Source organism: Vibrio sp. 10N.261.55.A10 (assembly GCF_041470825.1).
Taxonomy (GTDB): domain Bacteria; phylum Pseudomonadota; class Gammaproteobacteria; order Enterobacterales; family Vibrionaceae; genus Vibrio; species Vibrio crassostreae_C.
Genome location: NZ_JBFRNC010000003.1, coordinates 99,548 through 125,260 on the forward strand (window position 1 = coordinate 99,548; position 25,713 = coordinate 125,260).

Genomic DNA, 25,713 nt, shown 5'->3' on the forward strand with positions numbered 1-25,713 from the left:
GAGAAACAATGAGCCAAGAATTTAATATTGCTATTTTAGGTGCGACTGGTGCGGTTGGTGAAACCATTCTTGAAGTACTTAAAGAGCGTAAATTCCCTGTCGGTGAAATGCACTTACTAGCAAGTGAACGTAGTGAAGGCAAAACTTCCCGTTTTAACGGCAAAACAATACAAGTACAAAACGTAGAAGACTTCGATTGGTCTCAAGTACATATTGCGTTTTTCTCTGCAGGTAGCGAGCTTTCAGAGCGTTGGGCTCCAATTGCGGCTGATGAAGGTGTGGTTGTCATCGATAACACATCACGCTTCCGTTACGAATACGATGTTCCTCTGGTTGTGCCTGAAGTGAACCCTGAAGCGATTGCTGAGTTCCGTAACCGTAACATCATCGCGAACCCTAACTGCTCGACTATCCAAATGGTAGTAGCGCTAAAACCAATTCACGATGAAGTGGGCCTTGAGCGTATTAACGTTTCAACTTACCAATCTGTGTCTGGTGCAGGTAAGCCAGGTATCGATGAGCTAGCGGGTCAAACGGCTAAGCTTCTTAACGGTATGCCAGCTGAAAACTCAGCGTTCTCACAACAAATCGCTTTCAACTGTATTCCTCAAATCGATGAATTTACAGAGAACGGCTACACGCGTGAAGAGATGAAGATGGTTTGGGAAACTCAAAAAATCTTTGCTGACTCTTCAATCACAGTGAACCCGACTTGTGTCCGCGTACCAGTATTTTACGGTCACGCAGAATCTCTACACATTGAAACTCGCGCACCAATCGGTGCAGAGCAAGTGGTTCAGCTTCTAGAGAACACAGAAGGTGTTGAAGTATTCCAAGCGCTAGACTTCCCAACTCAAGTTCGTGATGCAGGTGGTAAAGACCACGTAATGGTTGGTCGTATTCGTAACGACATCAGCCATCACAGTGGCGTAAACATGTGGGTTGTCGCTGATAACGTTCGTAAAGGCGCAGCAACAAACGCAGTTCAAATCGCTGAAGTTCTGATTCGCGATTACTTCTAAGCTTTATTGCTTTGATAAAAAAGCCTCACTCTTTAGTGGGGCTTTTTTAATCGATTAAAAATATTGTTAGTCAAATTGTGTGAAATTGCTGCGAATATTGTTGCTGCAACACATTTTTTGTTTTCATCTCTATAGTTTTACGTCATTTATCCGATATATTTAATAGATCATCACTTTTCCGAATTTAAGCACCTAGCTGAGCCTTTTATGTTTCAAATTTTCAAGCCGTGGTTAATGCCTTTTGCCTTTATCATTGCGACTCAGATTTCCGTTGTTCGTGCAGATTCCATTCGAGTTGTAGGGCCTAATGGCCAGATACAATCAGCGCCTACGTTTTCAGAACCACTTCAAAGAGCGCAATCAAATAGCGCTGAGCCTTCACGTTTCTATGGTCCAACTCGCGGCTCAGAAACATTGTGGTCTATTGCCTCAAAGTTACGCCCTGATAACTCCGTTTCAGTCCAACAAACTCTGTTGGCTATTTATCGCTTAAACCCACAAGCGTTTGAAAACCAGAATATCCATAGCCTGCTGCCTGCGAGCAATCTACGCGTGCCTTCTTTAGAGCAAGCACGTGCAAGCTCGACGCAGCAAGCTATCAACATCATGAACTCACATCTTGCTAAGCTTGATGCTCCTGCAAGTAAGCCTGTCGCTTCAAAACCCAAAGCGCCGAGTTCTGATGCAAAAAATGTTACTCCTGCTAAGCAAGTAAGCACTACTGAAACTGCTAAAAAGCCATTGTCTCCAACTCAATCATCTCTAGCTCAATCTGCACCAACCCAAGAGATGAACAAGTTAGAGAAGCAGCTAGAGCTTTCAGAAACTGAACTGCTGTCACTTGAAGAGAAAAATCACCAACTTCGTTTGATGTTATCGAATGTTCAATCGGAAGTGGATGAGCTAAAAACAGAGCTCAGTGATGAAGACCGCATTCGTAGCGAAGTGGAAAAGCTGCTTGATGAAGAGCGCAGAAAGAACGCCGAAATTGAAAAGATGGCACCAAGTGTCATGGACGAACTGTTATCGAATGGTTGGTTAGTGGCGGCTCTTGCGATTATTCCAGGTCTGCTCATTGGTTTGATCGTTGTGATGCTGTTAGGCCGTCGTTCTAAAAATGATGAGCAACAGCAGACGACTCAAGAACAACCGCTCCAGCCAGAACCAAGTACCATTGCACCTATTACATTGGGCGACGAGATGGACGACCTTAACGAGCTGTCTTTAGATGATGACTTGTTTGGTACGGAAGATGACGCCAACAAGCTGTTTGACGATCAAGCGCTAGCCGAAGAGGATGATGTCTTTGCTGGTTTAGATGAATCTGATCTCGATTTCAATCTAGATGGTGAAGACGATGACCCATTTGCCAGCATTGGCGAAAACGGTGATTTAGACACCAACTTCGACGATCTAGATTTAGACAGCAGCAACGGCATTAGTGTTAATGGCGAAGAGAAAGCGCTTGGCCTTGAAGAGATGGAACGTGCGCTAGACAAAACAGCGGAAAGCGCCGTCGATACTGATGATGTCGACTTTGATCTTTCTGATGATAACGCAATGTCTGCTGATGACATTGAAGCTTTACTATCTCAAGAGTCTGAAACTGAAGATCTCGGTTCCAACGAGCTAGACCAATCTTTATTAGATGATCTGTTTGCTCTTGATGACGAAGATGACGACAGCTTCGATATTGATGCTCTGATTTCGGAAGAGCAAAGTGATTCGCCTTCTAGCACTGAAACACCAGCAAGCGATGATTTTGACATCGATGCGCTTATCTCTGAGCAACAAAGTGAGACTAAGCCTGTTGATTTGAGCAATGACGATTTTGATATTGATGCTCTAATCTCTGAACAACAGTCCCCTGAGCCAGCTTCACCGACAGCGAATGATGATATTGATGACATCTTTGCCCAAGTTGCTGCTCAGAACGATCAAGCGAATGACCCTTTCAACCTCGATAGCGACGATGAGATTGCCACTAACCTAAACAGTGGTTTGGCGTCTGATGATGATATCGAAAACATTCTGTCTCAGTTCGATAAGCCCATCGTAAATGAAGAACCTCAAGACAGCGTTGATCTGCTTGATGAGCAACTGGCAGGCGATGACGTAGACCTAAGTAACTCGACAGACCTTCTTGATGAGATGCTAGGGGACGATTCGGATGATGAGTCTGAAAGCGAACCTCTTGGCTTTGATTCTCTGTCTGAGCTTGAAGAGCTTTCTGGTTTATCGACCGATGATGACCTCAACATCGCAGAAGACAGCACGGAAACCTTGGATGAATTAATAGGTGACTCTGACGACGATGATTTCGAACTCGACGCCGAAAGTACCGACTTATTGGATGATTTCCTTGATAGTGAATTGTCAGATGATGAGCTTTTAGCGGATGCATCAAAATCAGAATCTCTAGACCCATTTGATGACTTACTGACAAGTGGCATTGAAGACGAGCTTGAATCTGAAGATAAGACGTTTGATAAAGAGTTAGACGCAGCCTTTGGTTTGGACAACGTCAATGAGGAGCCTGAAAAGGACTCAGACGTTGAGCTTACTCCGTTAACCTCTGAAGGTGAGCCTGAGCAAGATCCGGACATTAGTGAAACACCACAACCTGAAGTCGTTACTGATGAATCGTTAGATTCGGAACTGGCTCAAGAAAGTACTGATGTTAAGCCAGAAAATGATGAAGCCTTTAATCGTGATGGTTTTATCGATGATTTGTTCGGTGTCGCACCGGCAACGGATGCTTTGCTTGATGACTCTCTAGAAACAACAGACGAAGCGTTGATTGATGAGTTAATGACTTCTGATGACAATGATTTGTTTCCAGCGATAGAAGAGCCTGTTGAACCATCAATTGACAATACGGTTGAACCAGAGCAAGCGCCTCTTTCAAGCAGCAACGAAGTATCAGCGCAAGAAACCGCATCATCGGTTGAAGATGATGAATTGGATATCGACTCGCTGTTATCTGAGAATTCTGATTTTGATAAACCAGATTTTGAAGAGCAAGTTCAAGAAGAAACCGCACAACAAGAACCAGAGCCGAAAGAAGCCGACGTCCAAGAACAGCGTGAAGACATTGCTGCTAGCTTTGAAGAACAAACTTCGCCATCCTCTTTAAATGATATCTCTGAAGATGAAGAAGATACGGTTGAAGACTGGTTAGCTGAAGCCATCGACGATGTAGAGTCGCCAGCGAACGTTACCTCTGATTTTGACTTCGAACCGAAAATCCAAGGTAGCGATCAGCTTGAAGATGTCGTTGAATCCTTGCCAGAGCCAGAGCCAGAGCCAGAGCCAGAGCCAGAGCCAGAGCCAGAGCCAGAGCCAGAGCCAATCCGTGCTGCAAACATGCCAGAGATTATTCCGAATGAATTTGGTGTGCCACAAGACGATGATTGGCTGATTGAAGATGAGGCGTCTGAACCAGAAGCATTAGCGGAAGCTGACGTAACACCAGAGCCAGTAACACCTGTCGCTGAACCTCAGTTAGATGAAGAACCGCAAGTTGAAGCTACACCACAAACGGAAGTAGCAGAACAAGCTGAAGTTCTAGGACAAGAAAGCGCAGAAGAATTCTCGTTTGACGACTTCGAGCTACCAGAGTTTGGTGAAGAAGATGCACTAGCGGAAGCTGATGCTGAATCAACAACAGAATCAGTATTGCCTGCTGTTGAGCCTCAAGCTCAAGCTAAAGAGCAAGACGACGAAGAGTTCTCGTTTGATGACTTTGAGCTACCAGAGTTTGGTGAAGAAGACGCACTAGCGGAAGCTGATGCTGAATCAACACCAGAACCAGTAACGCCAGCTATTGATGCTCAACCAAGTGTTGAATCACAACCTACCGCTGAGCCTCAGCTAGATGCCGGACCACAGGCTGATACTGCGCAACCAGAAAGCGAAGAAGAGTTCTCATTCGATGACTTCGAACTTCCAGAGTTTGGTGAAGACGATGCGTTAGCGGAAGTGGTGAGTGAACCAGATGAAGCGCAGCTAGAGCAAGACTTAGCGCCTGACCCCGAGAAGTTCGAGTTCGATGACCTTGATCTTCCTGAGTACGATGAAGAAAGCGCAAAAGCGGACTCTGTTTTAGATGATATTGAGCAAAGCAATGCTGAGCCGGTAGCGGAAGACCAAGGCGTAGAGTTTGATGAGTTTGATTTACCGGAATACGGTGAAGACGAAGCCATCTCCGATGCGTTTGCAGAGAAGCCAACACCACTGACCTCTTTCAGCCCACAAGGCGAAGAGCAAGACGCGTTGCATGATTTGTTCTCAAATCCGCAGAGCTACAGTCAGGCTGATGATTTCTCGAACGCTGAAGACTCTGAACCGGCTGGTTTTTCACGGCCAGAACAATCACTGAGCGCGGCTTCAGAGCCAAACTCAACGCCTGCAGCGGTTCAAGACGAGCCACTAGAAGGCTTTGATGACTTTGATGAGACAGCATTAGCTGAGTTGCTTTCTGAAGATGTTCAAGACACTGTCGATAACATGTTTGATAAGCCATTGGACGCAACTTCGATTGATAGCGCAGGGCTAGATATTGACGCGATGCTTGAAGTTGGCGGCGAAGACTGGAAAGGCTTTAACCTAGCACCAGAGCAACAATCGAGCATGCATAATGATGTGCCTGATGACCAACAAGAGATTTGGGCATCGGCTGAGCAGCAAGCTGAACCGAAAATCAAAGAAGAGAATTGGGCTCAACAAGACAACCTAACCGAATCAGGCAACAGTCGTGATAAACAGTACATGACGATTGATGAACTGATGGCTCAAGTCGAGCAAGAAGGTGAAGAAGTCATTAACCCAGACGATGAAGAGCTTAAACTGGATGTTGGTCTAAACGAATTCCCTGATGTTATCGGTGATATTGGCAATTATGATGTCGACAGCAATGCAGAAGCTGCGGGTAAGCTTGATTTGGCCAAAATTTACATCGAGATGAGTGACTCGCAAGGGGCAATTAAGCTTCTAGAAGAGGCAATCGTTGATGGCAACGATGATATTCGTCGAGAGGCAAAAAATCTTATCGATACGTTAAACGGTCGATAAATTTAAAAATCAGAAAGGGTAGCGTTGGCTACCCTTTATTTTAAGGCAATACAGAGCGCTATAGTTTGATTTGGTTTTTCAACAGTATCGTCTCGGTCGATGCTGATTGTTTATTGAAGTTTTAGCCCCATCCTATTTGGGCTAGCACTGATTTCCGTATATACTTCTCGCCCATTTTCAAAGAGAACAAGAACATGAAAATTGCTTTAGGTATTGAATATAACGGTACCCACTACTTTGGTTGGCAGCGCCAACGAGACGTGAAAAGTGTCCAAGAAGAATTGGAAAAGGCTCTTTCAGTTGTCGCGAATCACCCTGTAGAAGTTATGTGCGCAGGTCGTACAGATGCCGGTGTTCACGGTACGGGACAAGTCGTTCACTTTGAAACTAATGTCGATCGTAAAATGGTGGCATGGACAATGGGCGCGAATGCCAACATGCCGAAAGATATTGCGGTTCGTTGGGCGACAGAAGTGAATGAGGATTTCCATGCTCGTTTCTCGGCAACTGCTCGCCGTTATCGCTACATTATCTTTAACCATGCACTACGCCCAGGCATTTTGAATTCAGGCGTGAGCCATTATCATGGTCACCTTGATGAGAAAAAAATGCATGAAGCGGGTCAGTACTTACTTGGTGAGAATGACTTCACTTCGTTCAGGGCAACACACTGTCAATCTCGTAGCCCATGGAGAAACATGATTCACTTAAACGTGACTCGTCATGGACACTACATTGTGATCGATATTAAAGCGAATGCGTTTGTTCACCACATGGTGAGGAATATTACTGGTAGCCTTATTGCCGTAGGTAAAGGTGAGCAGAAACCAGAGTGGATCCAGTGGCTTTTAGAAGCTAAAGATCGAAAAGTAGCCGGCGCAACTGCAAAAGCGGAAGGTTTGTATCTGGTGGATGTTGATTATCCTGAACATTTTGAGCTACCACGAGAGCCAATTGGTCCTCTATTTTTGCCGGATAATTTGAACTAAATGTGAGACTTAGGTTCAAAAATTATTACGGTTTAGTGCGTAAGATAGTCCCAGAAAATAGGTACAACCAGTTTTTTATCTACAGTCGCTGTTTTATGTGCTTTAATTCCCACGCATAATTCCCAAATTTATTTCTTTCGCAATCAAGCGGAAGAATCGAAACAAAAAGGTCTTCCATGAGTTGGCTTGAAAAGATTTTAGAAAAAAGCAACATCGTAACATCTCGTAAAGCATCTATCCCTGAGGGTGTTTGGACTAAATGTACTTCTTGTGAGCAGGTTCTGTACCATGCTGAACTAGAGCGTAACCTAGAAGTATGTCCAAAATGTGACCATCACATGCGCATGAAAGCACGTCGCCGTCTGGATACATTCCTAGACAAAGGTGAGCGTGTTGAACTAGGTGCTGATCTTGAGCCACAAGACAAGCTGAAGTTTAAAGACTCTAAGCGTTACAAAGAACGTATCTCTGCTGCTCAAAAGAACAGTGGTGAAACAGACGCATTAGTTGCAATGAAAGGCGAACTATTGGGTTTACCTATCGTAGCGTGTGCTTTTGAATTCTCATTCATGGGCGGCTCAATGGGTTCTGTTGTTGGTGCTCGTTTCGTGAAAGCGGTAGATGCTGCTATCGAGAACAACTGTGGTTTAGTGTGTTTCTCTGCAAGTGGTGGTGCTCGTATGCAAGAGGCATTGATGTCTCTAATGCAAATGGCGAAAACCAGTGCTGCGCTTGAGCGTTTATCTGCGAAAGGCCTACCGTTTGTTTCAGTTATGACTGATCCAACAATGGGTGGTGTTTCTGCAAGTTTGGCAATGCTTGGCGATATCAATATTGGTGAACCAAAAGCACTGATCGGTTTTGCTGGACGTCGTGTAATCGAACAAACGGTACGTGAAGACCTTCCTGAAGGTTTCCAACGCAGTGAGTTCCTACTAGACCACGGTGCTATCGACATGATTGTTGACCGTCGTGAGATGCGTCAGCGCGTTGCAAGCCTTGTTGCTAAAATGACCAACCAGCCTTCACCATTAGTAGTTTCTGTGAACGATTCACCGAATGAAGCTACTTATGAAGTACCAGAAGCGCCAGAAAAAGGGTAAAGTACCTTCTAACAAACCAACTTAATTATGGTTATGAGTTAGATGAGTCAACAACCTATTCCTCAAGCCACATCCTCTTTGGAGATGTGGCTTGATTATTTATCAAACATCCACACAAGCGCTATTGATCTTGGATTAGACCGAGTTCAGGCCGTCGCCTCTAAGGCAAACCTCACCAAACCTGCTCAACATGTTATTACTGTTGCCGGAACCAATGGCAAAGGCTCAACATGTGCACTGATGGAAGCGATTCTATTGGACGCTGGTTACTCAGTTGGTGTCTACAGCTCTCCTCACTTAATTCGCTATAACGAACGTGTTCGTATCAACGGCCAAGATCTATCTGATGAAAAGATGGTTCAGTCTTTCGATTTCATTGAGAAAGAGCGTGGCGAAATCAGCCTGAGTTTTTTCGAATATGGCACTTTAGCGGCGTTACGTGCATTTCAAACTGAAGCGGTTGATGTTGTGCTTTTAGAAGTGGGTTTAGGCGGGCGTTTAGACGCGACCAATATCGTTGAGCATGATGTTTCTGTGATTACTAGTTTGGCTGTCGACCATGTTGACTGGCTAGGTGATGACATCAATGTGATTGGTTTTGAGAAAGCGGGCATTTATCGTAGCGGTAAACCCGCTATCTGTGGTCAACCCAAGCCACCGGCTACGGTTGCAGCGCACGCTGATGACATTAAGGCTGAGTTCTACCAAGTCGGTATTCAATACACTTATGATGTTGACGGTGATACGTGGAACTGGCGCAGTGGTGCATTCCAACTAGAATCGCTACCTATTCCAAGCCTGCCGTTACCTAACGCTGCAACAGCGTTGATGGCATTGGGCACATCAGAGCTTAGTATTAGCGACGTGAACGTGGTTAACGGCATGAAGAATGCGCAGCTTCCTGGGCGTATGCAGCAAATTAGCGAACAACCGGTGATTGTGCTTGATGTAGCACACAACCCGCATTCTGCTGAGTACTTTGCGCAGCAAGTCGCGAAGAAGTATGCAGGCAAAAATTTACACGTTGTAGTCGCCATGCTTCATGACAAAGATATCCCCGCGACATTGGAAGTATTAGCTTCAATAACAACACATTGGTACCCAGCTTCGCTGAACGGCCCACGAGCCGCAACAGCCGCTGAATTGTGTCAAAGCTTACCTGAAGGTGTAGAGCGGTATTCAAACCCTGTTGTAGCGTTTGAAGCGGCTTTAGCTTCTGTTAAAGGTGACGATGTTGTGTTGGTTGTCGGTTCTTTCCATACAGTGGGTGAAGTGTTGGAGCATTGGCAGAAAAAAGGAAACTAAATGGCAAGTAAATTCCAAAGCCGGTTAGTCGGCACCATCATTTTAGTGGCCATTGGCGTGATTGTATTGCCCGATGTACTAGATGGTAAGAAGCTCCACTACAAAGAAGAGTTTGCAAGCATTCCAATTAAGCCTGAGCTTGATAGTAATGTTGAAGTGTTTGAAGTACTCGATCCCGTTGAAGATCAGATAGCGCTACCGGATTCTCCGGTTGAGCAAGTGGTTGAAAGTGGTCGTACTGATAATTCAAACACGCAAACCGCGTCTTCTTCTAATGATAAAGAAGCAGACAAACTGGCAGTTGTGGTTAAGCCGGTACCTGAAAAAAATGAATACCAAGACAGTGCTTGGATTATTCAATTGATGGCTTTGAAGAATGCTGACAACGCAAAAAACGTTGTTAAGGATCTGCAAAAGCGCGGTTATCAGGCTCACACCAAGCAAGAAAAAACTTTTACGCGAGTAATTATTGGCCCGGATGTCTCTAAATCCAAACTTGAGCGACAAATTAAGGAATTAGAAAAAATTACGGGTTCAAAAGGCCAGTTGCTCAAATTTAAACCGTTAAATCCATAAGAAAACGTTTGCGTCAGCATTTTTTCTGTTAAAATGCGCGCCAACTTAAGATGAAGAATTCATGAATTGGTTAGATTTTGTCATTTTAGGCGTGATCGGCTTCTCTGCCGTGATCAGTTTAGTTCGTGGTTTCGCTAAAGAAGCCTTGTCACTCGTTATTTGGTTTGGAGCATTTTTTATTGCTAGCCAGTACTACGCTAAATTAGCGATGTACTTCACCAATATCGAAGATGAGATGTTTCGAAACGGAACTGCGATAGCAGCATTGTTTGTTGCAACGTTAGTTGTGGGTGCCTTAGTTAACTATGTCATCGGTCAACTAGTTCAGAAAACAGGCCTGTCAGGTACAGACAGAATCCTCGGTGTCGTCTTTGGTGGCTTACGTGGTGTTTTGATTGTTTCTGCAGTGTTGTTTTTCATGGATGCGTTTACTGCATTCCCAAGTTCTGAGTGGTGGAAGAATTCGCAATTGGTTCCAGAATTTAGTCGAATCATTGCGCCGTTCTTCGAGCATTTACAAGCAACATCTAGTTTCTTATCTGGCGCGCTCTAGCGCCAGTTAATGTCGAAAAATCGAGGATTAGGACATGTGTGGTATTGTTGGAATCGTGGGTTCAACACCTGTAAACCAGTCTATTTATGACGCTTTAACGGTATTGCAGCATCGTGGCCAAGATGCCGCTGGTATTTGTACCATAGAAAGCAATCGTTTCCGTCTGCGTAAGGCGAACGGTTTAGTAAAAGATGTTTTTGAAGCAAAACACATGCAGCGCCTACAAGGTGAAGTTGGTATTGGCCATGTTCGTTATCCTACTGCGGGTAGTTCAAGTGCGTCTGAAGCTCAGCCTTTCTACGTAAACTCTCCTTTTGGCATTACGTTGGCGCACAACGGTAACCTGACGAACGCAAACGAAGTTCGTGAGAAGTTGTTCGAAAAAGACCGTCGTCATGTAAACACAACCTCTGACTCTGAAGTTCTACTGAACGTATTAGCTCATGAGATCGATACTGTTAAAGGTAACGTAACTTCAGATGACGTTTTCCGCGCTGTGGCAAATGTGCATCGTACAATTCGTGGTGCTTACGCCGTAACGGCGATGATCATCGGCCACGGTATGATCGCATTCCGTGACCCACATGGTATTCGTCCATTGTGTCTTGGTAAGCGTGAAGTTCAAGGTAAAACAGAGTACATGGTTGCGTCTGAATCGGTAGCACTCGATGCTGTTGGTTTCGACTTCATGCGCGACGTAGCACCAGGTGAAGCTATCTACGCAACGTTTGACGGTGAGCTTTTCACTAAGCAATGTGCAGACAACCCACAACTAAACCCATGTATCTTTGAGTTTGTATACTTTGCACGCCCAGATTCATTCATCGACAAAATCTCGGTTTACAGCGCACGCGTTGAGATGGGTGAGATGCTTGGTATGCGTATTAAAGAAGAGTACGCAGACTTAGACATTGATGTAGTTATTCCAATCCCTGAAACATCAAACGATATTGCGCTACGAATCGCTCAAGCGATCAATAAACCATACCGTCAAGGTTTCGTGAAAAACCGCTATGTTGGCCGCACATTCATCATGCCAGGTCAGCAACAACGTAAGAAGTCGGTTCGCCGTAAGCTCAACGCAATTCGCTCTGAGTTTAAAGGTAAGAACGTTCTTCTGGTTGACGATTCTATCGTTCGCGGCACAACATCAGAGCAGATCATTGAGATGGCTCGTGATTCTGGCGCAAATAAGGTCTTCATGGTTTCAGCTGCTCCAGAGGTTCGCTTCCCTAACGTTTACGGCATTGATATGCCGAGCGCGACAGAGTTGATTGCTCATGGTCGTGATAACGAAACGATTTGTAAGCAGATTGGCGCAGACGCCTTGATTTTCCAAACGCTACCAGATCTGATTTCTGCAGTGGGCATGGGCAATCAAGACATCTCTCGTTTTGATACTTCTGTATTTAACGGCGAGTATGTAACGGGCGATATCGACCAAGTGTACCTAGATTTCCTAGACTCTTTGCGTAATGACGACTCAAAGGTTCAGCGTGAGATTCAACAAGATCTTGCTAACTTAGAGTTACACAACGAAGGCGCTTAACTAGCGTTTCGTTAGTCATACAGAGTTTCGCTAGCGATACAGAAAATAAAAAACCAGAGCATCGGCTCTGGTTTTTTGTTTATAGAGAAGGGGATTGACCTTAATGAATGTGGTATGCGATCACAAAATCAATAAACAATCTCACTTTCTCTGGTAGATGGTCTTTGTGGTTATAAAGCATGTAAATATCACGAGGGTTAGCGCTCCAGTCTTCTAAGACTTGCACTAAGCTGCCATCTTCAATGTATTCACGAATCATCACGTCAGGCATCAGGGTGATACCTAGGCCTTCTGAGCACGCTTGTCTTACGACATTAAGCGCATTGGCGTTGAAACGGCCTTTCTCGCTATTCACCACCGTCTCTTCATTCGAATTACTCAGCTGCCACTTAATCAGCGGGTAGCCTTTGAGTAGCGAATGGTTCGCTAGCTCTTCAGCATGGCTTGGAGCTGGGTTCTTCGCTAAGTACTCAGGGCTCGCGATAAGAATATCTTTGACTTCACTGATTTTTCGAGCGATTAGGCTTGAATCACGCTGAGGGCCGACTCGGAAAATTACGTCCCACTCCGTTGGATCCAGCTGATCCGCTTGGTTGTTCATCATCAGCTCAATATTGATATCAGGGTATTGAATCATGAATTCACTGAACATTGGCATCATCATGCGCTTGGTCAGGTTTGAGGGTGCCGTAATACGAATCTTACCGGAAGCGCCTTTGCACACGTCAGTTAACTCTTCTGCAGTAGAAGAGAGACGTTGCAACAGCGGAGAGCATTCATTGAAGAAACGTTCGCCTGCCTCTGTTAAAGAAAGTTTACGCGCGTGTCTATTGAGAAGCCTAAGGTTCAAAGAATCTTCTAAGGCTTGGATGCGTCGTGTGATGGTCGCAACCGGAATCATAGTCTTGCGCGATGTTGCGGTGTAGCTCCCATTTTCAACGACGAGTCGAAAGAGGTTTAAATCATCTAATTTCATAAATCCAGACACATTTGTTTACAATCTCATCTAATTTATACGTAACAGTGAGATCAATGTTTGCGTTACGTCAACTCGTTGCACTATTTACAAGTATTCCAACCCTCGTCACGAATTACCAGTAAAGAGTGCAAATTTGTGTATTTAGCATTTTATTACTAAGTTTTATATTAGTTCTTAGAACAGATAACAATAATAATTCGACTTAGTTTTGTGAGGTTATAGATTATGTACAAAACTCACAGTCAGCCAGTAATGACCTCGGCTCAGGAAGTAATTAACCAAAAATGCGTGATGTTGGTTGATGATGATCCTATTTTTCGCCGTATAACCAGCGCGTACCTAGACAAGGTCGGTTATAAAGTGGTTGAGGCTGAAAATGGACTGGACGCTTTGCAGAAACTTAGAGACTCAGCGCCAGATTTAATTGTGTGTGACTTATCAATGCCAATACTTGATGGCATAGAGCTTGTGGAAGAGCTCAGTTTAGAGTACCCGTCACTGCCTATGATCGTTGTGTCTGGCACTGATGATATGTCTGACGTGGCGAAAGCCTTGCGATTTGGTATTAAAGACTTCTTGGCGAAGCCGTTAGAGGATCACCGTCACCTAGGAAGTGCGATTGCGAATACATTGACAGATTCGTTCGATAACATTTCAGACCAACGAGATTTTTCGAGCCAATGGTTCTGTGTGGATGATGGGGGAGAGATCCCTGAAGACCAAGAACTGCATTGGCACCTGAATTACCTTCAAGATAACCCAAGCGCAGCAAAAGACTTACTGCATGCGCTGCTTCCAGAGAAAGATACGCGACAAGGCTCATGGCGTTGCAGTTACCGGTTACTGCAATCAACAGAGATGATGCCACTTGTGTTTGACTATGCGTGGATGATGAACGGGCAGTTTGCTTTTTACCTCGTCGATTCATCGTCGTCTGATAATGGCGGCTCCGCGACAACATTGTTAGTGAGAGCGCTGTTCCACGATTACATAAGAAACAGAAAAGATTTTAATGTTGATCTCAAAGATATTGCTGAAATCTTAGAGAAGGGGATTCGTTGCTCTAAATGCTCCACCCCAGTGAATGCCTTGTTTGGTGTTGCTGACCTTGCCGAGGGAACCATCTCCATTTTGCCTGCGGGTCTAGACGGGCAATGGTCGAATGGTGAATTGAATCAATATATTGCAGCAGGTGAGCGCTTGGGTGAGAACTGCAAGAAGAACTTTATTACGCGGGACCTTCCGATCGAACAGGGCTGCCAACTGTCGTTGAGCCTACTTGGAGCGGCAAGTTTTAGTTTAGACATACACCAAGGGTCTACTGATTAACCCTATATTTCCTCGGTTTTTGTGAATAATTGATTAGGGTATAGTTGCGCAAATGGTGTAGCTATGCCTTTTTTGTTAAATGTCGATTTAGCAAAGCGGGTTTGGTTCGCCGGATACTTACCTTCACTAACAAAAACAAGAAGCAATCATGGCAGATAACAAAGACTTTCAAGACCCGTTTAATGTATTCTACTTTTTAGGATTTTTAGCCGCATTTTTAATGATTCCATTGCTACCAGCAACACTTACGTTGATCCGTGTATTCAATGGTTACGCAACATTCTAGTTAAGCTGTCGTCGCCGATTGGTGATAGCTAACTCAAGGAGGCCACAATTAGCGTTCGAGTTTTAAGCCTCAATATTGCTGGTGGCCTTTGTATATTTCTCGCAGTTCTAGGGATAGTTTTGCCCGTTCTGCCAACCACTCCTTTTCTCCTTCTTGCCAGCGCATGCTTCATGCGAAGCAATCCGAAAGTTCATAAATGGATGCATGAGCACAAAACGCTGGGTCCTTTGCTGAACAATTGGTATCAGCACGGTGCCGTCACCAAACAAGTTAAAACGCGTGGCGTATTCTTTATCTTGTTGAGTTTTGCGTTATCCATCTACTTTGCCCCTATCATTTGGGTCAAGGCTTTCCTAATTTGTGTACTTGTTATTCTTCTCACATGGTTTATGCGACTTCCAACCCATGAGTTGGTTGCTGACAGCAAAGAAAATCACTACCATTAAGCCAGTGTGCCTGCTTGTATAGCGGGCGTTTATTATTTCAGCAATCAGAGTTATGACTCTCGTTGCAATGAATACCAATCGTACCTTTCCTTAATTCCGAGCGTTGATGTTTGATTCGTTAACGAGAGTTTGGAAAGCGGCCTAATGAAGTGCATAAGATTATGAACACAGAAAAAATCTCTCTGATCAAAGCAAGCATCAAAAGCATTCCTGATTACCCTAAAGCGGGTATTTTGTTCCGTGACGTAACAAGCTTGATGGAAGATCCAGTAGCTTACAAAGCGACTATCGACCTGCTAGCGGAAACATACAAGGACATGGGCTTTACTAAGATCGTTGGTACTGAAGCTCGTGGTTTCCTATTTGGTGCGCCTTTGGCACTTGAGCTAGGTGTTGGCTTCATTCCTGTTCGTAAGCCGGGCAAGCTGCCTCGTCAAACTGTGGCACAATCTTATGAGCTTGAGTACGGCACCGACACTCTAGAAATCCATACTGATGCTATCGTTGAAGGCGATAAAGTGTTGATGGTTGATGATTTGCTAGCAACGGGCGGTACGATTGAAGCAACAACAAAGTTGATTCGTCAGCTTGGTGGTGTGGTAGAACACGCTGCATTTGTTATTAACCTTCCAGAAATCGGTGGTGACAAGCGCTTACAAGGCTTAGGTCTAGAAGTGTTTAGCATCTGCGAATTCGACGGTCATTAATCCTTTTCGGAATTATTCATGAGCTATCTTGCGTTAGCGCGAAAATGGCGACCAACCAAATTCAAAGAAGTGGTTGGTCAAGCCCATGTTTTAACAGCATTAGAGAATGCCCTTAGCCAGAATAGGTTGCACCACGCATACCTGTTCAGCGGTACACGAGGTGTTGGTAAAACAACCATCGGTCGTTTGTTTGCTAAGGGACTCAACTGTGAAACAGGCATTACCTCAACACCTTGTGGTGAATGTGCAACCTGTAAAGAAATCGATGAAGGTCGCTTTGTTGACCTGCTCGAGATCGATGCGGCATCACGAACTAAGGTAGAAGATACCCGCGAGCTTCTGGACAATGTTCAGTACAAGCCTGCACGTGGTCGCTTCAAGGTTTACCTAATCGATGAAGTCCACATGCTTTCCAGGCACAGCTTTAACGCGCTTCTAAAGACCTTAGAAGAGCCGCCTGAGTATGTGAAATTCTTGCTCGCAACAACGGATCCACAGAAGCTTCCAGTAACGATCTTGTCGCGTTGTTTGCAGTTCCATCTTAAGCCGATCAGCGTTGATAATATTCACGAGCAGCTCGATCATATTCTTGAACAAGAAGATGTGACGTCTGAATCTCGTGCGCTTGGAATGATTGCTCATGCTGCTGATGGCAGTATGCGTGATGCGCTAAGCCTTACAGACCAAGCTATCGCATTGGGTAATGGCAATGTCGTAACAGATACTGTTGCTCACATGCTCGGAACACTGGATACCGACCAAGCTATCCACTTGCTTGAAGCGATTAGCAGTAAGCAGCCACAGCAAGCGATGGCGTGTATCCAAAGCCTTGCTGAGAACGGTGTCGAGTGGGATGGTTTGCTGAATCAGCTTGCGACTCAACTGCATCGTCTTGCGATGTTCCAAGCTTTGCCATCCACACTAGATAAGGCACAGCCTGACGCTGAGAAGCTTGAACTACTGAGCAAAGCGCTTAGCCCACAAGACATTCAACTCTACTACCAGATCGTGTTGAAAGGTCGTGAAGACTTACCATTGTCGCCAACCGCTCGCGTTGGTATTGAGATGGTGGTTTTACGCATGTTGGCATTTAGACCCGCTGAACAAGCGGTTGCTACGGCAATCTCGACTCAGTCGGCAAGCCCAGCGCCAGTTCCAGCAGCTCAAGCTCAGAACGTTGCTCAGTCAGTGAGTCAACCTGCGCCAATGGCAGCTCCGAGACAGCCTCAGATGCAACAACAGGCGCCTCAACAGCAAGCTATGCAGCAGCCACCCGTGCAACAGACTCCGCAGCAGAATCCAGCACAGTATTCAGATTCGCAAGGTTACGCTGAACATTCAGGCAACCAAGGTTATCCTGAGCAGGATTACCCGCATAGCCAGTATGACGCGCCTCCTGCTTATGATGAGCGTCCAAGCTACGGTGCAGAGCAGCCTCAGCAGCAACAAACGAATTATCAAAACCAGAGTCCGGTTCAACAGCCAAGCGCTGCACCTTCTGCTCCGCAAGAGCAGCCAGCGCGTGCAACTTCGCCTGTGAGTGGTTTACGCCACCAATTACGTTCTCAACGTAGAGGCAGTTCGGCAACAGAAAACAAAGGCTCGGCGCCAAAAAAGGCTAAAGCGACACCAGCTAAAACTTCAGTTCTTGATCGAGTTGCTCAGCAACACGGTGGTTCTGAGCGGGTGTCGCCAGCTTCTTTATCATCCTCTTCGACAGAAAATGTGACCAACGATAATGAACCTTATCGCTGGAAACCGTCTAAACCTGTAGTGAAAGAGGTGAGCAAAGAGCTTACACCTACTCAGATCAAGCGTGCGTTGGAGCATATTAAGACACCAGAAATGGTCGATAAATTGCTTCAAGAGTCGATTGCTCAAGATGAATGGTCAGCCACGATTCAAAAGCTAGAGACAGCCAAGCTTGTTGAACAGTTAGCATTGAACTCAGTGTTTGCTAAAAACGACACATCAATCACTTTAACGTTAAGAGCGAGCCAAGCTCATTTGAATACCGACCGTGCGCAGAGTGAGCTATTGCAGTCTCTCAATACTGTGCTTGGAGAAGAGTGTCATTTGAGTGTTGAAATCGGTGATGGTGGAGAAACGCCGCTAGAATTGCGAGAACGACTGTATCAAGGTAAGTTGAAAGACGCGTTTACCGCTTTAGAAAACGATGCCAACGTACAGTTCATTGAAAGACGTTTTGCCGCTGAACTCGACAGAGACAGCGTTCGTCCTATCTAGAACGTTTTCTTGTTTAGTGACCGGCATATCATCCCAGATAAGCAAATCTGAGAACTGAACATCGAGGGGTTGAATCACACTGTTTTAACCCCCATTTAAGCTCGCATAGCTTAATTAATTTTAATAAACCAATTAGACCAGAGAGTATTAACATGTTTGGTAAAGGCGGTATGGGCAACATGATGAAGCAAGCCCAGCAAATGCAAGAGCGCATGCAAAAGCTTCAAGAAGAAATCGCAAATATGGAAGTTACAGGTGAGTCAGGTGCTGGCCTTGTAAAAGTAACGATCACTGGTAGCCACAGCGTTCGCCGTGTTGATATCGATGAAAGCCTAATGGAAGACGATAAAGAGATGCTTGAAGATCTTATCGCTGCTGCTTTCAACGATGCGGCTCGTCGCGTTGAAGAAACTCAAAAAGAGAAAATGGCTAGCGTAACTGGCGGAATGCAACTTCCACCAGGTATGAAGATGCCTTTCTAAGTAACTTATTCTTAAAGGTTAATTCAGGTGGTGGTTTGTGTTGAACAGGCTATTACCTGAACATTAGAACGGTTAAATATGCGTACCAGTCATATGCTGGAGCATTTGATGGAGGCCTTACGTTGTCTACCTGGGGTTGGCCCCAAGTCGGCGCAGCGTATGGCCTTTCATTTGTTACAGCGCGATAGAAAAGGCGGCCTACAGTTGGCTGAAGCTCTTAGCCAAGCAATGACCGAAATTGGTCACTGTAATGAGTGCCGTACTTTTACTGAAGAAGATACTTGCCACATTTGTACCAATCCTAAACGTCAGGAAAATGGTCAAATCTGTGTAGTAGAGAGCCCTGCAGACATTGCAGCTATCGAAGCAACTGGCCAATATTCAGGTCGTTACTTTGTATTGATGGGTCATCTTTCACCACTTGATGGTATTGGTCCAAGTGACATCGGTCTCGATGTTTTGGACTACCGCCTGCGTCGTGGTGATATCTCGGAAGTAATCCTAGCGACTAACCCAACAGTTGAAGGGGAAGCGACAGCGCACTACATTGCTGAGCTATGTAATGCCCATGAAGTGAACGCAAGCCGTATCGCTCATGGTGTTCCCGTTGGTGGTGAGCTAGAGCTGGTGGATGGCACCACGCTTTCGCACTCCTTACTCGGTCGTCATAAGATCTAAAAAAGCCGCTTGGTGAAGCATCACTAAGCGGCTTTTTCTTTTATTGCTTTAGACGTTTTTCAGCGCTTAATCTGAACCTCTTACCGCTTTGTATATCATCGCGCCAATCACGGCACCAATAATCGGTGCAACCCAGAATAGCCACAATTGCGAAACGGCCCAATCACCGACAAATACGGCTACACCAGTACTTCGCGCAGGATTCACCGAGGTATTGGTTACAGGAATACTGATAAGGTGAATCAAGGTCAAACAGAGACCAATCGCAATGGGTGCAAACCCAGCAGGCGCTTTTGAATCAGTTGCGCCCATGATCACGAATAGGAATACCATGGTCATGACCACTTCACAGACCAGTGCAGCGGTAAGTGAATAGCCGCCCGGTGAGTGTTCACCGTAACCATTTGAAGCAAAGCCAGATGCCGCAGCGTCAAAACCAGCTTGGCCTGAAGCAATCACGAATAACACACCACCCGCGATAATACCGCCAATGACCTGGGCAATAATGTAAGGTGCGACGTCTTTGGCATCAAAGCGGCCACCGCTCCAAAGACCAATTGTAACAGCAGGGTTGAGATGACAGCCGGATATATGGCCAATAGCAAAAGCCATGGTGAGTACGGTTAAACCAAACGCGAGGGAAACCCCGAGTAAGCCGATACCTACATCGGGAAAAGCAGCGGCTAAGACGGCACTACCACAACCACCTAACACCAACCAAAATGTACCGAATATTTCTGCGATATACCTATTCATAACGATCCTTATTAATCTGTACCAGTATCAACAAGATAGTTTAGATTTCGCAGAAGTGTGAAATCTTGTGTATATAGTTGAAAGAAAGAACAGAGAATCTTATGTAATCACTTCGAACTCGCACTAAAGATCGTTAAGGTCAGTCGTATTCTATCGCTATTTTAGCAAGTAAGAGTGACCTGATAATTAGCCGTATTTGTGTCAGTATTCTTTTTATTTAAACTACGATGAGTTGATAAAAATTAAGTAAGTTCTACTTCTACCAACACCCCAAAGTGATCTGATACAACCGGATAAAAATCGTGATTAAAAATCACCTTATGCTGCTTTACCACTACAGGCTGATTACTAAGTACTAAATCAATGCGTAGCGCTTGGCTATTTTGCTCCCAACCATCAATGTTTTTAATGACAGTGGTTCCATCATCTTTGATTTCAGCAACTTCATAACAATCCATCAAACCGCGTTGTAATACGTAATCATAGCCTTCATTACGTATATGGCTTGGGTTGTTGAAATCGCCTAATAGAAAGCTCAACTCTGTTGGTAAAGTTGCCTTGATTCGGTCGAACTGATCCTCAAATGAGTTCTCTGAGTCATTCCACCAGCCACAATGACAATTATAAAGATTAAAATCACCCTGTTGAGAGGTCACTTTAATACGCACTGCTCGCCGATGTTTCCAAAAGCTCACATCATAGCTATCACTTAAATCAATGACCTCATGTTCGACAATCGGTAGTCGCGTTAAAAATGAGAGCCCCTCTTGATATACTTCATAACTTTGATGAACGAAATCCCACGTAAGTTGGTAGTGATGACCGTATTCCATGAGTTTTTTCTGTAATAAATAACCATAGTTATTCGCCAACACAGTGTGATTGGTTAATATATTGGCATCAACGGCCGGGCTATCTTGATGTTGATTCACTTCCTGTAATGCAACCACATCGCACCCTTGCTCGATAATGGCTTGCGCGACCACATCTAACTTTTCTAGCTGTTTTTCTTCTTGCCAACTGTGGGTATTTAGTGTCATTAACTTCATTATTATTCACTTATTTATTCTAGTGAGATAAAACGCAGCGCAAGGCTGCGTTTCTCGAGGTTATTTGATCTAAAAAGAATTACGCAGGTTGTGCTGAATATTTCTCTATTAACTTAGATTTAATAACATCCACCCCAGGGCCATAAATAACTTGTACACCCTGTTCTTTAATCACAGCACCAAGAGCCCCTGTCGGCTTCCATGACGCATATTCAGCAACCAACTTCGGATCATTAACTGTAATACGCAAGCGAGTCATACAAGCATCAATCTCAGCAATATTGGCACGGCCACCTAAATTCTGAATAATAATGTTCATCTTCTCATCTTCTGACATCGATTCTGAGCTTTCATCCAGGTAGTTACCCATACGACCCGGTGTTGGTAACTTCAATTTCACGATTAGGAAGCGGAACAATCCATAGTTAACCACAAAGAAAACAATAGAAACTAATGCAAAGCGAACCAGATCACCACCGATGCCCGCTGAAACCATCATAGGTATACGAGTGAGTAACTCAATCAAACCAAAGGCATGTACACGTAGGTCCATCACATCGACCAACGCAAATGCAACTCCTGTTAACACAGCATGTGCAACATACAAAACGGGAGCGATAAACATAAACATGAATTCAATAGGCTCAGTCACACCGGTTAATAACACAGCAAGACAGGCAGATAAGAACATTGGCTTATATTGTGCGCGCTTATCACTATCAACACAGTGATACATCGCAAGTCCAATACCAATCAATGAAGAGGCTGCGATAATAACTTGGCCTGCTTTAAAGCGTGCTGGGTGCACCGTATCTAACAGGTGTTGGTAAGTTGTCGGATCGCTTAATTTAAGATTATTTAAATCGCTGACCCAAGCAAGCCATAATGGATCTTGACCATAAACACTTGAGCCCGCATTCATCCCAGTCAAAAGCTCATAAGTACCACCCAACTCGGTGTAATTCATTGGAATAGTTAAAGTGTGGTGTAAACCAAATGGCAGTAATAAACGCTCTAACGTACCATACAAGAAAGGAGCAGTGATCGGCGCAGTGTCTTTAGAGGTAGCAATCCATTGACCAAAATCATTAAGCGCACCTTGAATTAAAGGCCATATTACAGATAAACCAAACGCAATAATCAGCGAATAGAAAATAACAACAAAAGGTACAAAACGCTTACCGTTGAAAAATGCTAATGCCTGAGGTAAGCGAGCGAAGTCATGATAGCGGTTAAATAAGTTGGCACCTAAATAGCCAGACATAATACCGATAAACACACCCATATTTAGGGCAGGAGCACCCAAAATATTCGTGAAGAATTGAGAGACAGGTAACTCAGAACCAAATAGGCTCATCACAACCGCTTCTGGGTCACTGAGCATAGCGTTATCCACGCCCAATATAACCCCAGTGATACGGTTGATTAAGATGAAGGCAATTAGCGCGGCAAATGCGCCACCTGCACGCTCTTTTGCCCACGAGCCACCAATCGCGACCGCAAATAATAGGTGAAGGTTAACAATGATCCCCCAACCTATGTTTTCCATTATAGCGCCTAGTGTTTCAATGGCACCAAACCCACCCGCATACATTGCGACCACTTTACCTAGTGATATCATGATACCAGCGGCAGGCATCACCGCGATAACAACGATAAGGGACTTCCCAAATCGTTGCCAAAAATCAAACGATAGTAACTTACTCATAAATAGTTCCTTGATTTAAATACAGGCTAACGTTATCAGCGCCTAGCCATAAATATAATTTAGTGCTTTCTTGCAAATATATACGCGGCATAAGCGGGGGCTATTTGCGTTGTTATAAAATCTGAGCGAACGTGTTCATTGTTAATATTCTGATTATCAAGCATTAACTCGCCTAATTGGGTGCAGTCGATATCAACAACGCTCTCTTGTGGACTTAAATTGGTAATAATGGTCCATGTCATATCTTGAGCAACACGTTGATAAACATAGATATTAGGATCGTTAGCTAGCAGTAATTGATAACGGCCAACCACTAAGCTTTCATGTGACTTACGCAAAGCAATCAACTGCTTATAGAAACCTAAGATCGAATTTGGATCTTGCTGTTGTTGCTCAACATTGATATCTGCATACTGTTGATTCACCGAGAACCAAGGTTGCACCTCAGAAAAACCGGCAAAATCCTGGTCATTCCATTGCATTGGCAAGCGACTGTGGTCGCGGGATACTTGATTTAACAAGGCTAAGATATCGGCATCGCTCTGACCTTGTTGCGATAGCTTTTGAATTAAATTTCTCGCAGACACATCGTTAAATTCGTCAAGAGAAGTAAACTGATGATTTACCATACCAATCTCTTGGCCCTGATAAATAAATGGAGTTCCTTTCATCAAGAAATAACAACTCGCTAACGCGGTAGCACTGGCATACCTAGAGTTAGGATCGGCAAAAGTATCAATACTACGAGCTTGATCGTGGTTTTCTAAATAAAGCGCATTCCAGCCTTTACCTTCTAAGGCATCTTGCCAACGCGATAAAATGCGTTTGAACGCCACGAGATCGAAATTCTCGTTGCTTTGTTCTTCCGACCATAGCTTCATGTGTTCAAACTGAAAAATCATGTTAAAAACACCACCTTGATCGTGCTCGGTCGCTTCAGCAACCCAAGGCAATGCGTTGTCGGCCGTCACCCCATTGGCCTCACCAACGGTCACGATATCAAAAGGCGAAAACGCCTGCTCTTTTAACTCATACAGATGTTTTTCAATCCCTGCCACATTCATATGATAATCGAATGAAGAGACATAGTTTTCACCCTTTGGATTGGGTAAAGAGGGTAAACCAGCTTGTTTTTGAATATGGCTAATTGCATCGACACGGAAACCATCAATACCTCGTTCCAACCACCAATGAATCATTTTAAATAGTGCTTGTTTAACTTCAGGGTTTTCCCAATTAAGATCTGGCTGTTTTTTAGAAAATAGGTGCAAATAATATTGTGCAGTTTTGTCATCATATTCCCATGCACTACCATGAAAAATACTTTCCCAGTTATTTGGTTCGCAAGTCGGCTTTTCAGCTGTAGGCTCACAACCATCACGCCAAATATACCAATCACGCTTAGGGCTATCTTTGTTATCTCGCGATTCGATGAACCATGGATGCTCATCGCTAGTGTGGTTTATCACTAAATCCATAATAATGCGAATGCCACGTTCATGAGCTGCAGTGATTAATTTATCCACATCCTCAAGGGTTCCAAAGTCAGGATGAATCGCTTGATAGTCACTGATATCGTAACCGTTATCATCATTCGGTGATGCGTAGAATGGGCAGATCCATATTAAATCAATGCCCAAATCAGCAAGATAATCTAGCTTAGCAATGATCCCATTGATGTCACCAATACCGTCCTGGTTTGTATCATAAAAACTACGGGGATAAATTTGGTAGGCAGTTGCTTTCTTCCACCACGCGAGTGGTTTTGAGTGTAGATTATTAGCGAGTGTCATCGGTTATACTATGTGTGTTATCGTTAACACATAGTGTTAAATGGAACCTATTTGGACTCAATACAATTTCAGAGAAACTGTGAACTTTCTCTCATTCTTATGTCGAATGTGCCTTCAACGGAACTGAAATCGCGCTTGAGCAATTTTTTGACAGCTTGGTAGCCCACTTGATAGTAGTTAAAAGCGACAGTAGTCAGGCTTGGGACTAACAAATCGCTGTAGTCATAGTCACCCATGCCTACAATCCATAAGTTATGACCAATCTTGAGTTGCTGTTCTTTGGCGCGACGATATAAACGAATAGCAATATTATCGGTGGCACAAAAGTAGACATGATTAGGCTGTAATTGAATTGCCTGGTAGCCGGCTTTGTCCTCCGAGTTGGCTAGAGCTTGTAGTGAAAAATTCAACTCAGGGACGGTGTCAGTAATGGTGGCTTGCATCAACTTAGTACGGCTGGAAAGCATACGCTCATCATAAATATAATGTACGGCTGCCAGCGGTGCCTGCTGTTGTTTTAACTGAGTGATGGTTTGGGAAACGAGTGCTTTAATTGCAGCATGGTCGGGGTAATATAAACAGCAATGGTGGGGGGTGTTTTTACCAATAAATAACACATTGTCTAAGGTTTGATAAAACGTCTCTTCGACACTGTGCTTTGAAGCAATAATAATAGTGCCCAATGCATTTAAGCCATTAAACTCTCTCACAGCTTGGCATTCTGACTCATGGTTAAACCCTGAGGCATGAAAAAGCATTCGTACTTGTGATTCATTGGCAGCCGCCAGTGCCCCTTTAATTACTAAACTGGTTGTATATGACTCAATGCGAGGAGCAACGAAACCAATAATATTAGATTGGCTACGAATGGAACGAGCAAATATATTAGGGGTATAATGATTTTCTTTGACGATAGCATCAATTTTAAGGCGATTTTCAGCCGAGACATAACCGTCATTAAAGTAACGTGACACGGTCATTGTTGAAATTCCAAGCTGTCTTGAAATCTCCGCCATGGTCATTTTTTTACTCATCACATTTTCCTTCCATAATGTATTATTGCCATATTATCCAATATATTGG

General features: G+C 44.3%; 21 protein-coding genes. 15 read left to right on the top strand and 6 right to left on the bottom strand.

Features of this window, described 5'->3' with window-relative positions; translation table 11 throughout:
- Nucleotides 1–8 precede the first annotated feature (8 nt).
- The 8 genes from AB4274_RS00735 to purF all read left to right on the top strand — a co-directional run bounded on the left by AB4274_RS00735 (nucleotide 9) and on the right by purF (nucleotide 12,170).
- Entirely contained in the window at nucleotides 9–1,022 is a 1,014-nt protein-coding gene (locus tag AB4274_RS00735; protein WP_017062350.1) for an aspartate-semialdehyde dehydrogenase, read from the top strand.
- A 207-nt stretch (nucleotides 1,023–1,229) separates the two neighbouring features.
- Nucleotides 1,230–6,095: a FimV/HubP family polar landmark protein gene (locus AB4274_RS00740; RefSeq protein ID WP_372110562.1), complete on the top strand. Its 4,866-nt coding sequence runs from the start codon at nucleotides 1,230–1,232 to the stop codon at nucleotides 6,093–6,095.
- Between the two features lie 194 nt (nucleotides 6,096–6,289).
- On the top strand, nucleotides 6,290–7,084 hold the full coding sequence (gene truA, locus AB4274_RS00745; RefSeq protein ID WP_004734161.1) for a tRNA pseudouridine(38-40) synthase TruA: 795 nt from the start codon (nucleotides 6,290–6,292) through the stop codon (nucleotides 7,082–7,084).
- Nucleotides 7,085–7,260: 176 nt separating this feature from the next.
- Nucleotides 7,261–8,187: an acetyl-CoA carboxylase, carboxyltransferase subunit beta gene (gene accD, locus AB4274_RS00750; RefSeq protein WP_017062348.1), complete on the top strand. Its 927-nt coding sequence runs from the start codon at nucleotides 7,261–7,263 to the stop codon at nucleotides 8,185–8,187.
- A gap of 42 nt (nucleotides 8,188–8,229) precedes the next feature.
- Entirely contained in the window at nucleotides 8,230–9,492 is a 1,263-nt protein-coding gene (gene folC / locus AB4274_RS00755) for a bifunctional tetrahydrofolate synthase/dihydrofolate synthase (protein ID WP_372110564.1), read from the top strand.
- Nucleotides 9,493–10,068, top strand: coding sequence for an SPOR domain-containing protein (locus tag AB4274_RS00760; RefSeq protein ID WP_372110567.1), 576 nt, complete (start codon nucleotides 9,493–9,495; stop codon nucleotides 10,066–10,068). It begins immediately after the preceding gene.
- 61 nt (nucleotides 10,069–10,129) lie between these two features.
- Nucleotides 10,130–10,621, top strand: a complete 492-nt coding sequence (locus tag AB4274_RS00765) for a CvpA family protein (RefSeq protein ID WP_009848678.1) — start codon at nucleotides 10,130–10,132, stop codon at nucleotides 10,619–10,621.
- A gap of 34 nt (nucleotides 10,622–10,655) precedes the next feature.
- Nucleotides 10,656–12,170 (top strand): amidophosphoribosyltransferase, encoded by a 1,515-nt coding sequence (purF, locus tag AB4274_RS00770; protein ID WP_017062345.1) that lies wholly within the window; start codon nucleotides 10,656–10,658, stop codon nucleotides 12,168–12,170.
- A 100-nt stretch (nucleotides 12,171–12,270) separates the two neighbouring features.
- On the opposite strand, the gene AB4274_RS00775 is transcribed toward purF, so the two are convergent.
- Nucleotides 12,271–13,146 (bottom strand): LysR family transcriptional regulator, encoded by an 876-nt coding sequence (locus tag AB4274_RS00775; RefSeq protein ID WP_017062344.1) that lies wholly within the window; start codon nucleotides 13,144–13,146, stop codon nucleotides 12,271–12,273.
- Between the two features lie 228 nt (nucleotides 13,147–13,374).
- Here AB4274_RS00775 and AB4274_RS00780 point away from each other — a divergent pair, with 228 nt between their 5' ends.
- The 7 genes from AB4274_RS00780 (at nucleotide 13,375) to recR (ending at nucleotide 19,324) form a co-directional block, all read left to right on the top strand.
- Nucleotides 13,375–14,478: a response regulator gene (locus AB4274_RS00780; protein WP_102332530.1), complete on the top strand. Its 1,104-nt coding sequence runs from the start codon at nucleotides 13,375–13,377 to the stop codon at nucleotides 14,476–14,478.
- A gap of 148 nt (nucleotides 14,479–14,626) precedes the next feature.
- Nucleotides 14,627–14,764 carry a hypothetical protein gene (locus tag AB4274_RS00785; RefSeq protein WP_017067606.1) on the top strand — a complete coding sequence of 46 codons (138 nt, stop codon included), beginning with the start codon at nucleotides 14,627–14,629 and terminating at the stop codon, nucleotides 14,762–14,764.
- A gap of 74 nt (nucleotides 14,765–14,838) precedes the next feature.
- Nucleotides 14,839–15,210 carry a YbaN family protein gene (locus AB4274_RS00790; protein WP_029225617.1) on the top strand — a complete coding sequence of 124 codons (372 nt, stop codon included), beginning with the start codon at nucleotides 14,839–14,841 and terminating at the stop codon, nucleotides 15,208–15,210.
- A 161-nt stretch (nucleotides 15,211–15,371) separates the two neighbouring features.
- Entirely contained in the window at nucleotides 15,372–15,917 is a 546-nt protein-coding gene (gene apt / locus AB4274_RS00795; protein WP_017062340.1) for an adenine phosphoribosyltransferase, read from the top strand.
- A gap of 18 nt (nucleotides 15,918–15,935) precedes the next feature.
- Nucleotides 15,936–18,164: a DNA polymerase III subunit gamma/tau gene (gene dnaX / locus AB4274_RS00800; protein ID WP_372110570.1), complete on the top strand. Its 2,229-nt coding sequence runs from the start codon at nucleotides 15,936–15,938 to the stop codon at nucleotides 18,162–18,164.
- 152 nt (nucleotides 18,165–18,316) lie between these two features.
- Nucleotides 18,317–18,646, top strand: a complete 330-nt coding sequence (locus AB4274_RS00805) for a YbaB/EbfC family nucleoid-associated protein (protein WP_017062338.1) — start codon at nucleotides 18,317–18,319, stop codon at nucleotides 18,644–18,646.
- Between the two features lie 78 nt (nucleotides 18,647–18,724).
- Complete coding sequence (gene recR, locus AB4274_RS00810; protein WP_019823189.1) at nucleotides 18,725–19,324, top strand: recombination mediator RecR; 600 nt, start codon at nucleotides 18,725–18,727, stop codon at nucleotides 19,322–19,324.
- A gap of 66 nt (nucleotides 19,325–19,390) precedes the next feature.
- On the opposite strand, the gene aqpZ is transcribed toward recR, so the two are convergent.
- The 5 genes from aqpZ to AB4274_RS00835 form a co-directional block, all read right to left on the bottom strand.
- A complete protein-coding gene (gene aqpZ, locus AB4274_RS00815; RefSeq protein ID WP_017070744.1) occupies nucleotides 19,391–20,080 on the bottom strand; it encodes an aquaporin Z in 690 nt (229 codons plus the stop codon).
- A gap of 242 nt (nucleotides 20,081–20,322) precedes the next feature.
- Nucleotides 20,323–21,129 carry an endonuclease/exonuclease/phosphatase family protein gene (locus AB4274_RS00820; protein ID WP_170962780.1) on the bottom strand — a complete coding sequence of 269 codons (807 nt, stop codon included), beginning with the start codon at nucleotides 21,127–21,129 and terminating at the stop codon, nucleotides 20,323–20,325.
- Nucleotides 21,130–21,208: 79 nt separating this feature from the next.
- The gene (locus AB4274_RS00825; protein WP_017070319.1) at nucleotides 21,209–22,837 is read right to left on the bottom strand and encodes a PTS transporter subunit IIBC; all 1,629 of its coding nucleotides are present in this window, start codon (nucleotides 22,835–22,837) and stop codon (nucleotides 21,209–21,211) included.
- A 59-nt stretch (nucleotides 22,838–22,896) separates the two neighbouring features.
- Nucleotides 22,897–24,630, bottom strand: a complete 1,734-nt coding sequence (locus AB4274_RS00830) for an alpha-glucosidase (RefSeq protein ID WP_102320046.1) — start codon at nucleotides 24,628–24,630, stop codon at nucleotides 22,897–22,899.
- A gap of 68 nt (nucleotides 24,631–24,698) precedes the next feature.
- The gene (locus AB4274_RS00835) at nucleotides 24,699–25,664 is read right to left on the bottom strand and encodes a LacI family DNA-binding transcriptional regulator (protein WP_017070321.1); all 966 of its coding nucleotides are present in this window, start codon (nucleotides 25,662–25,664) and stop codon (nucleotides 24,699–24,701) included.
- Between the last annotated feature and the right edge of the window lie 49 nt (nucleotides 25,665–25,713).

Bases quoted from the DNA above. Each gene is read 5' to 3' on its own strand.
- AB4274_RS00735 (WP_017062350.1), top strand. From the start codon at position 9: ATGAGCCAAGAATTTAATATTGCTATTTTAGGTGCGACTGGTGCGGTT.
- AB4274_RS00740 (WP_372110562.1), top strand. From the start codon at position 1,230: ATGTTTCAAATTTTCAAGCCGTGGTTAATGCCTTTTGCCTTTATCATT.
- truA (WP_004734161.1), top strand. From the start codon at position 6,290: ATGAAAATTGCTTTAGGTATTGAATATAACGGTACCCACTACTTTGGT.
- accD (WP_017062348.1), top strand. From the start codon at position 7,261: ATGAGTTGGCTTGAAAAGATTTTAGAAAAAAGCAACATCGTAACATCT.
- folC (WP_372110564.1), top strand. From the start codon at position 8,230: ATGAGTCAACAACCTATTCCTCAAGCCACATCCTCTTTGGAGATGTGG.
- AB4274_RS00760 (WP_372110567.1), top strand. From the start codon at position 9,493: ATGGCAAGTAAATTCCAAAGCCGGTTAGTCGGCACCATCATTTTAGTG.
- AB4274_RS00765 (WP_009848678.1), top strand. From the start codon at position 10,130: ATGAATTGGTTAGATTTTGTCATTTTAGGCGTGATCGGCTTCTCTGCC.
- purF (WP_017062345.1), top strand. From the start codon at position 10,656: ATGTGTGGTATTGTTGGAATCGTGGGTTCAACACCTGTAAACCAGTCT.
- AB4274_RS00775 (WP_017062344.1), bottom strand. From the start codon at position 13,146: ATGAAATTAGATGATTTAAACCTCTTTCGACTCGTCGTTGAAAATGGG.
- AB4274_RS00780 (WP_102332530.1), top strand. From the start codon at position 13,375: ATGTACAAAACTCACAGTCAGCCAGTAATGACCTCGGCTCAGGAAGTA.
- AB4274_RS00785 (WP_017067606.1), top strand. From the start codon at position 14,627: ATGGCAGATAACAAAGACTTTCAAGACCCGTTTAATGTATTCTACTTT.
- apt (WP_017062340.1), top strand. From the start codon at position 15,372: ATGAACACAGAAAAAATCTCTCTGATCAAAGCAAGCATCAAAAGCATT.
- dnaX (WP_372110570.1), top strand. From the start codon at position 15,936: ATGAGCTATCTTGCGTTAGCGCGAAAATGGCGACCAACCAAATTCAAA.
- AB4274_RS00805 (WP_017062338.1), top strand. From the start codon at position 18,317: ATGTTTGGTAAAGGCGGTATGGGCAACATGATGAAGCAAGCCCAGCAA.
- recR (WP_019823189.1), top strand. From the start codon at position 18,725: ATGCGTACCAGTCATATGCTGGAGCATTTGATGGAGGCCTTACGTTGT.
- aqpZ (WP_017070744.1), bottom strand. From the start codon at position 20,080: ATGAATAGGTATATCGCAGAAATATTCGGTACATTTTGGTTGGTGTTA.
- AB4274_RS00820 (WP_170962780.1), bottom strand. From the start codon at position 21,129: ATGAAGTTAATGACACTAAATACCCACAGTTGGCAAGAAGAAAAACAG.
- AB4274_RS00825 (WP_017070319.1), bottom strand. From the start codon at position 22,837: ATGAGTAAGTTACTATCGTTTGATTTTTGGCAACGATTTGGGAAGTCC.
- AB4274_RS00830 (WP_102320046.1), bottom strand. From the start codon at position 24,630: ATGACACTCGCTAATAATCTACACTCAAAACCACTCGCGTGGTGGAAG.
- AB4274_RS00835 (WP_017070321.1), bottom strand. From the start codon at position 25,664: ATGAGTAAAAAAATGACCATGGCGGAGATTTCAAGACAGCTTGGAATT.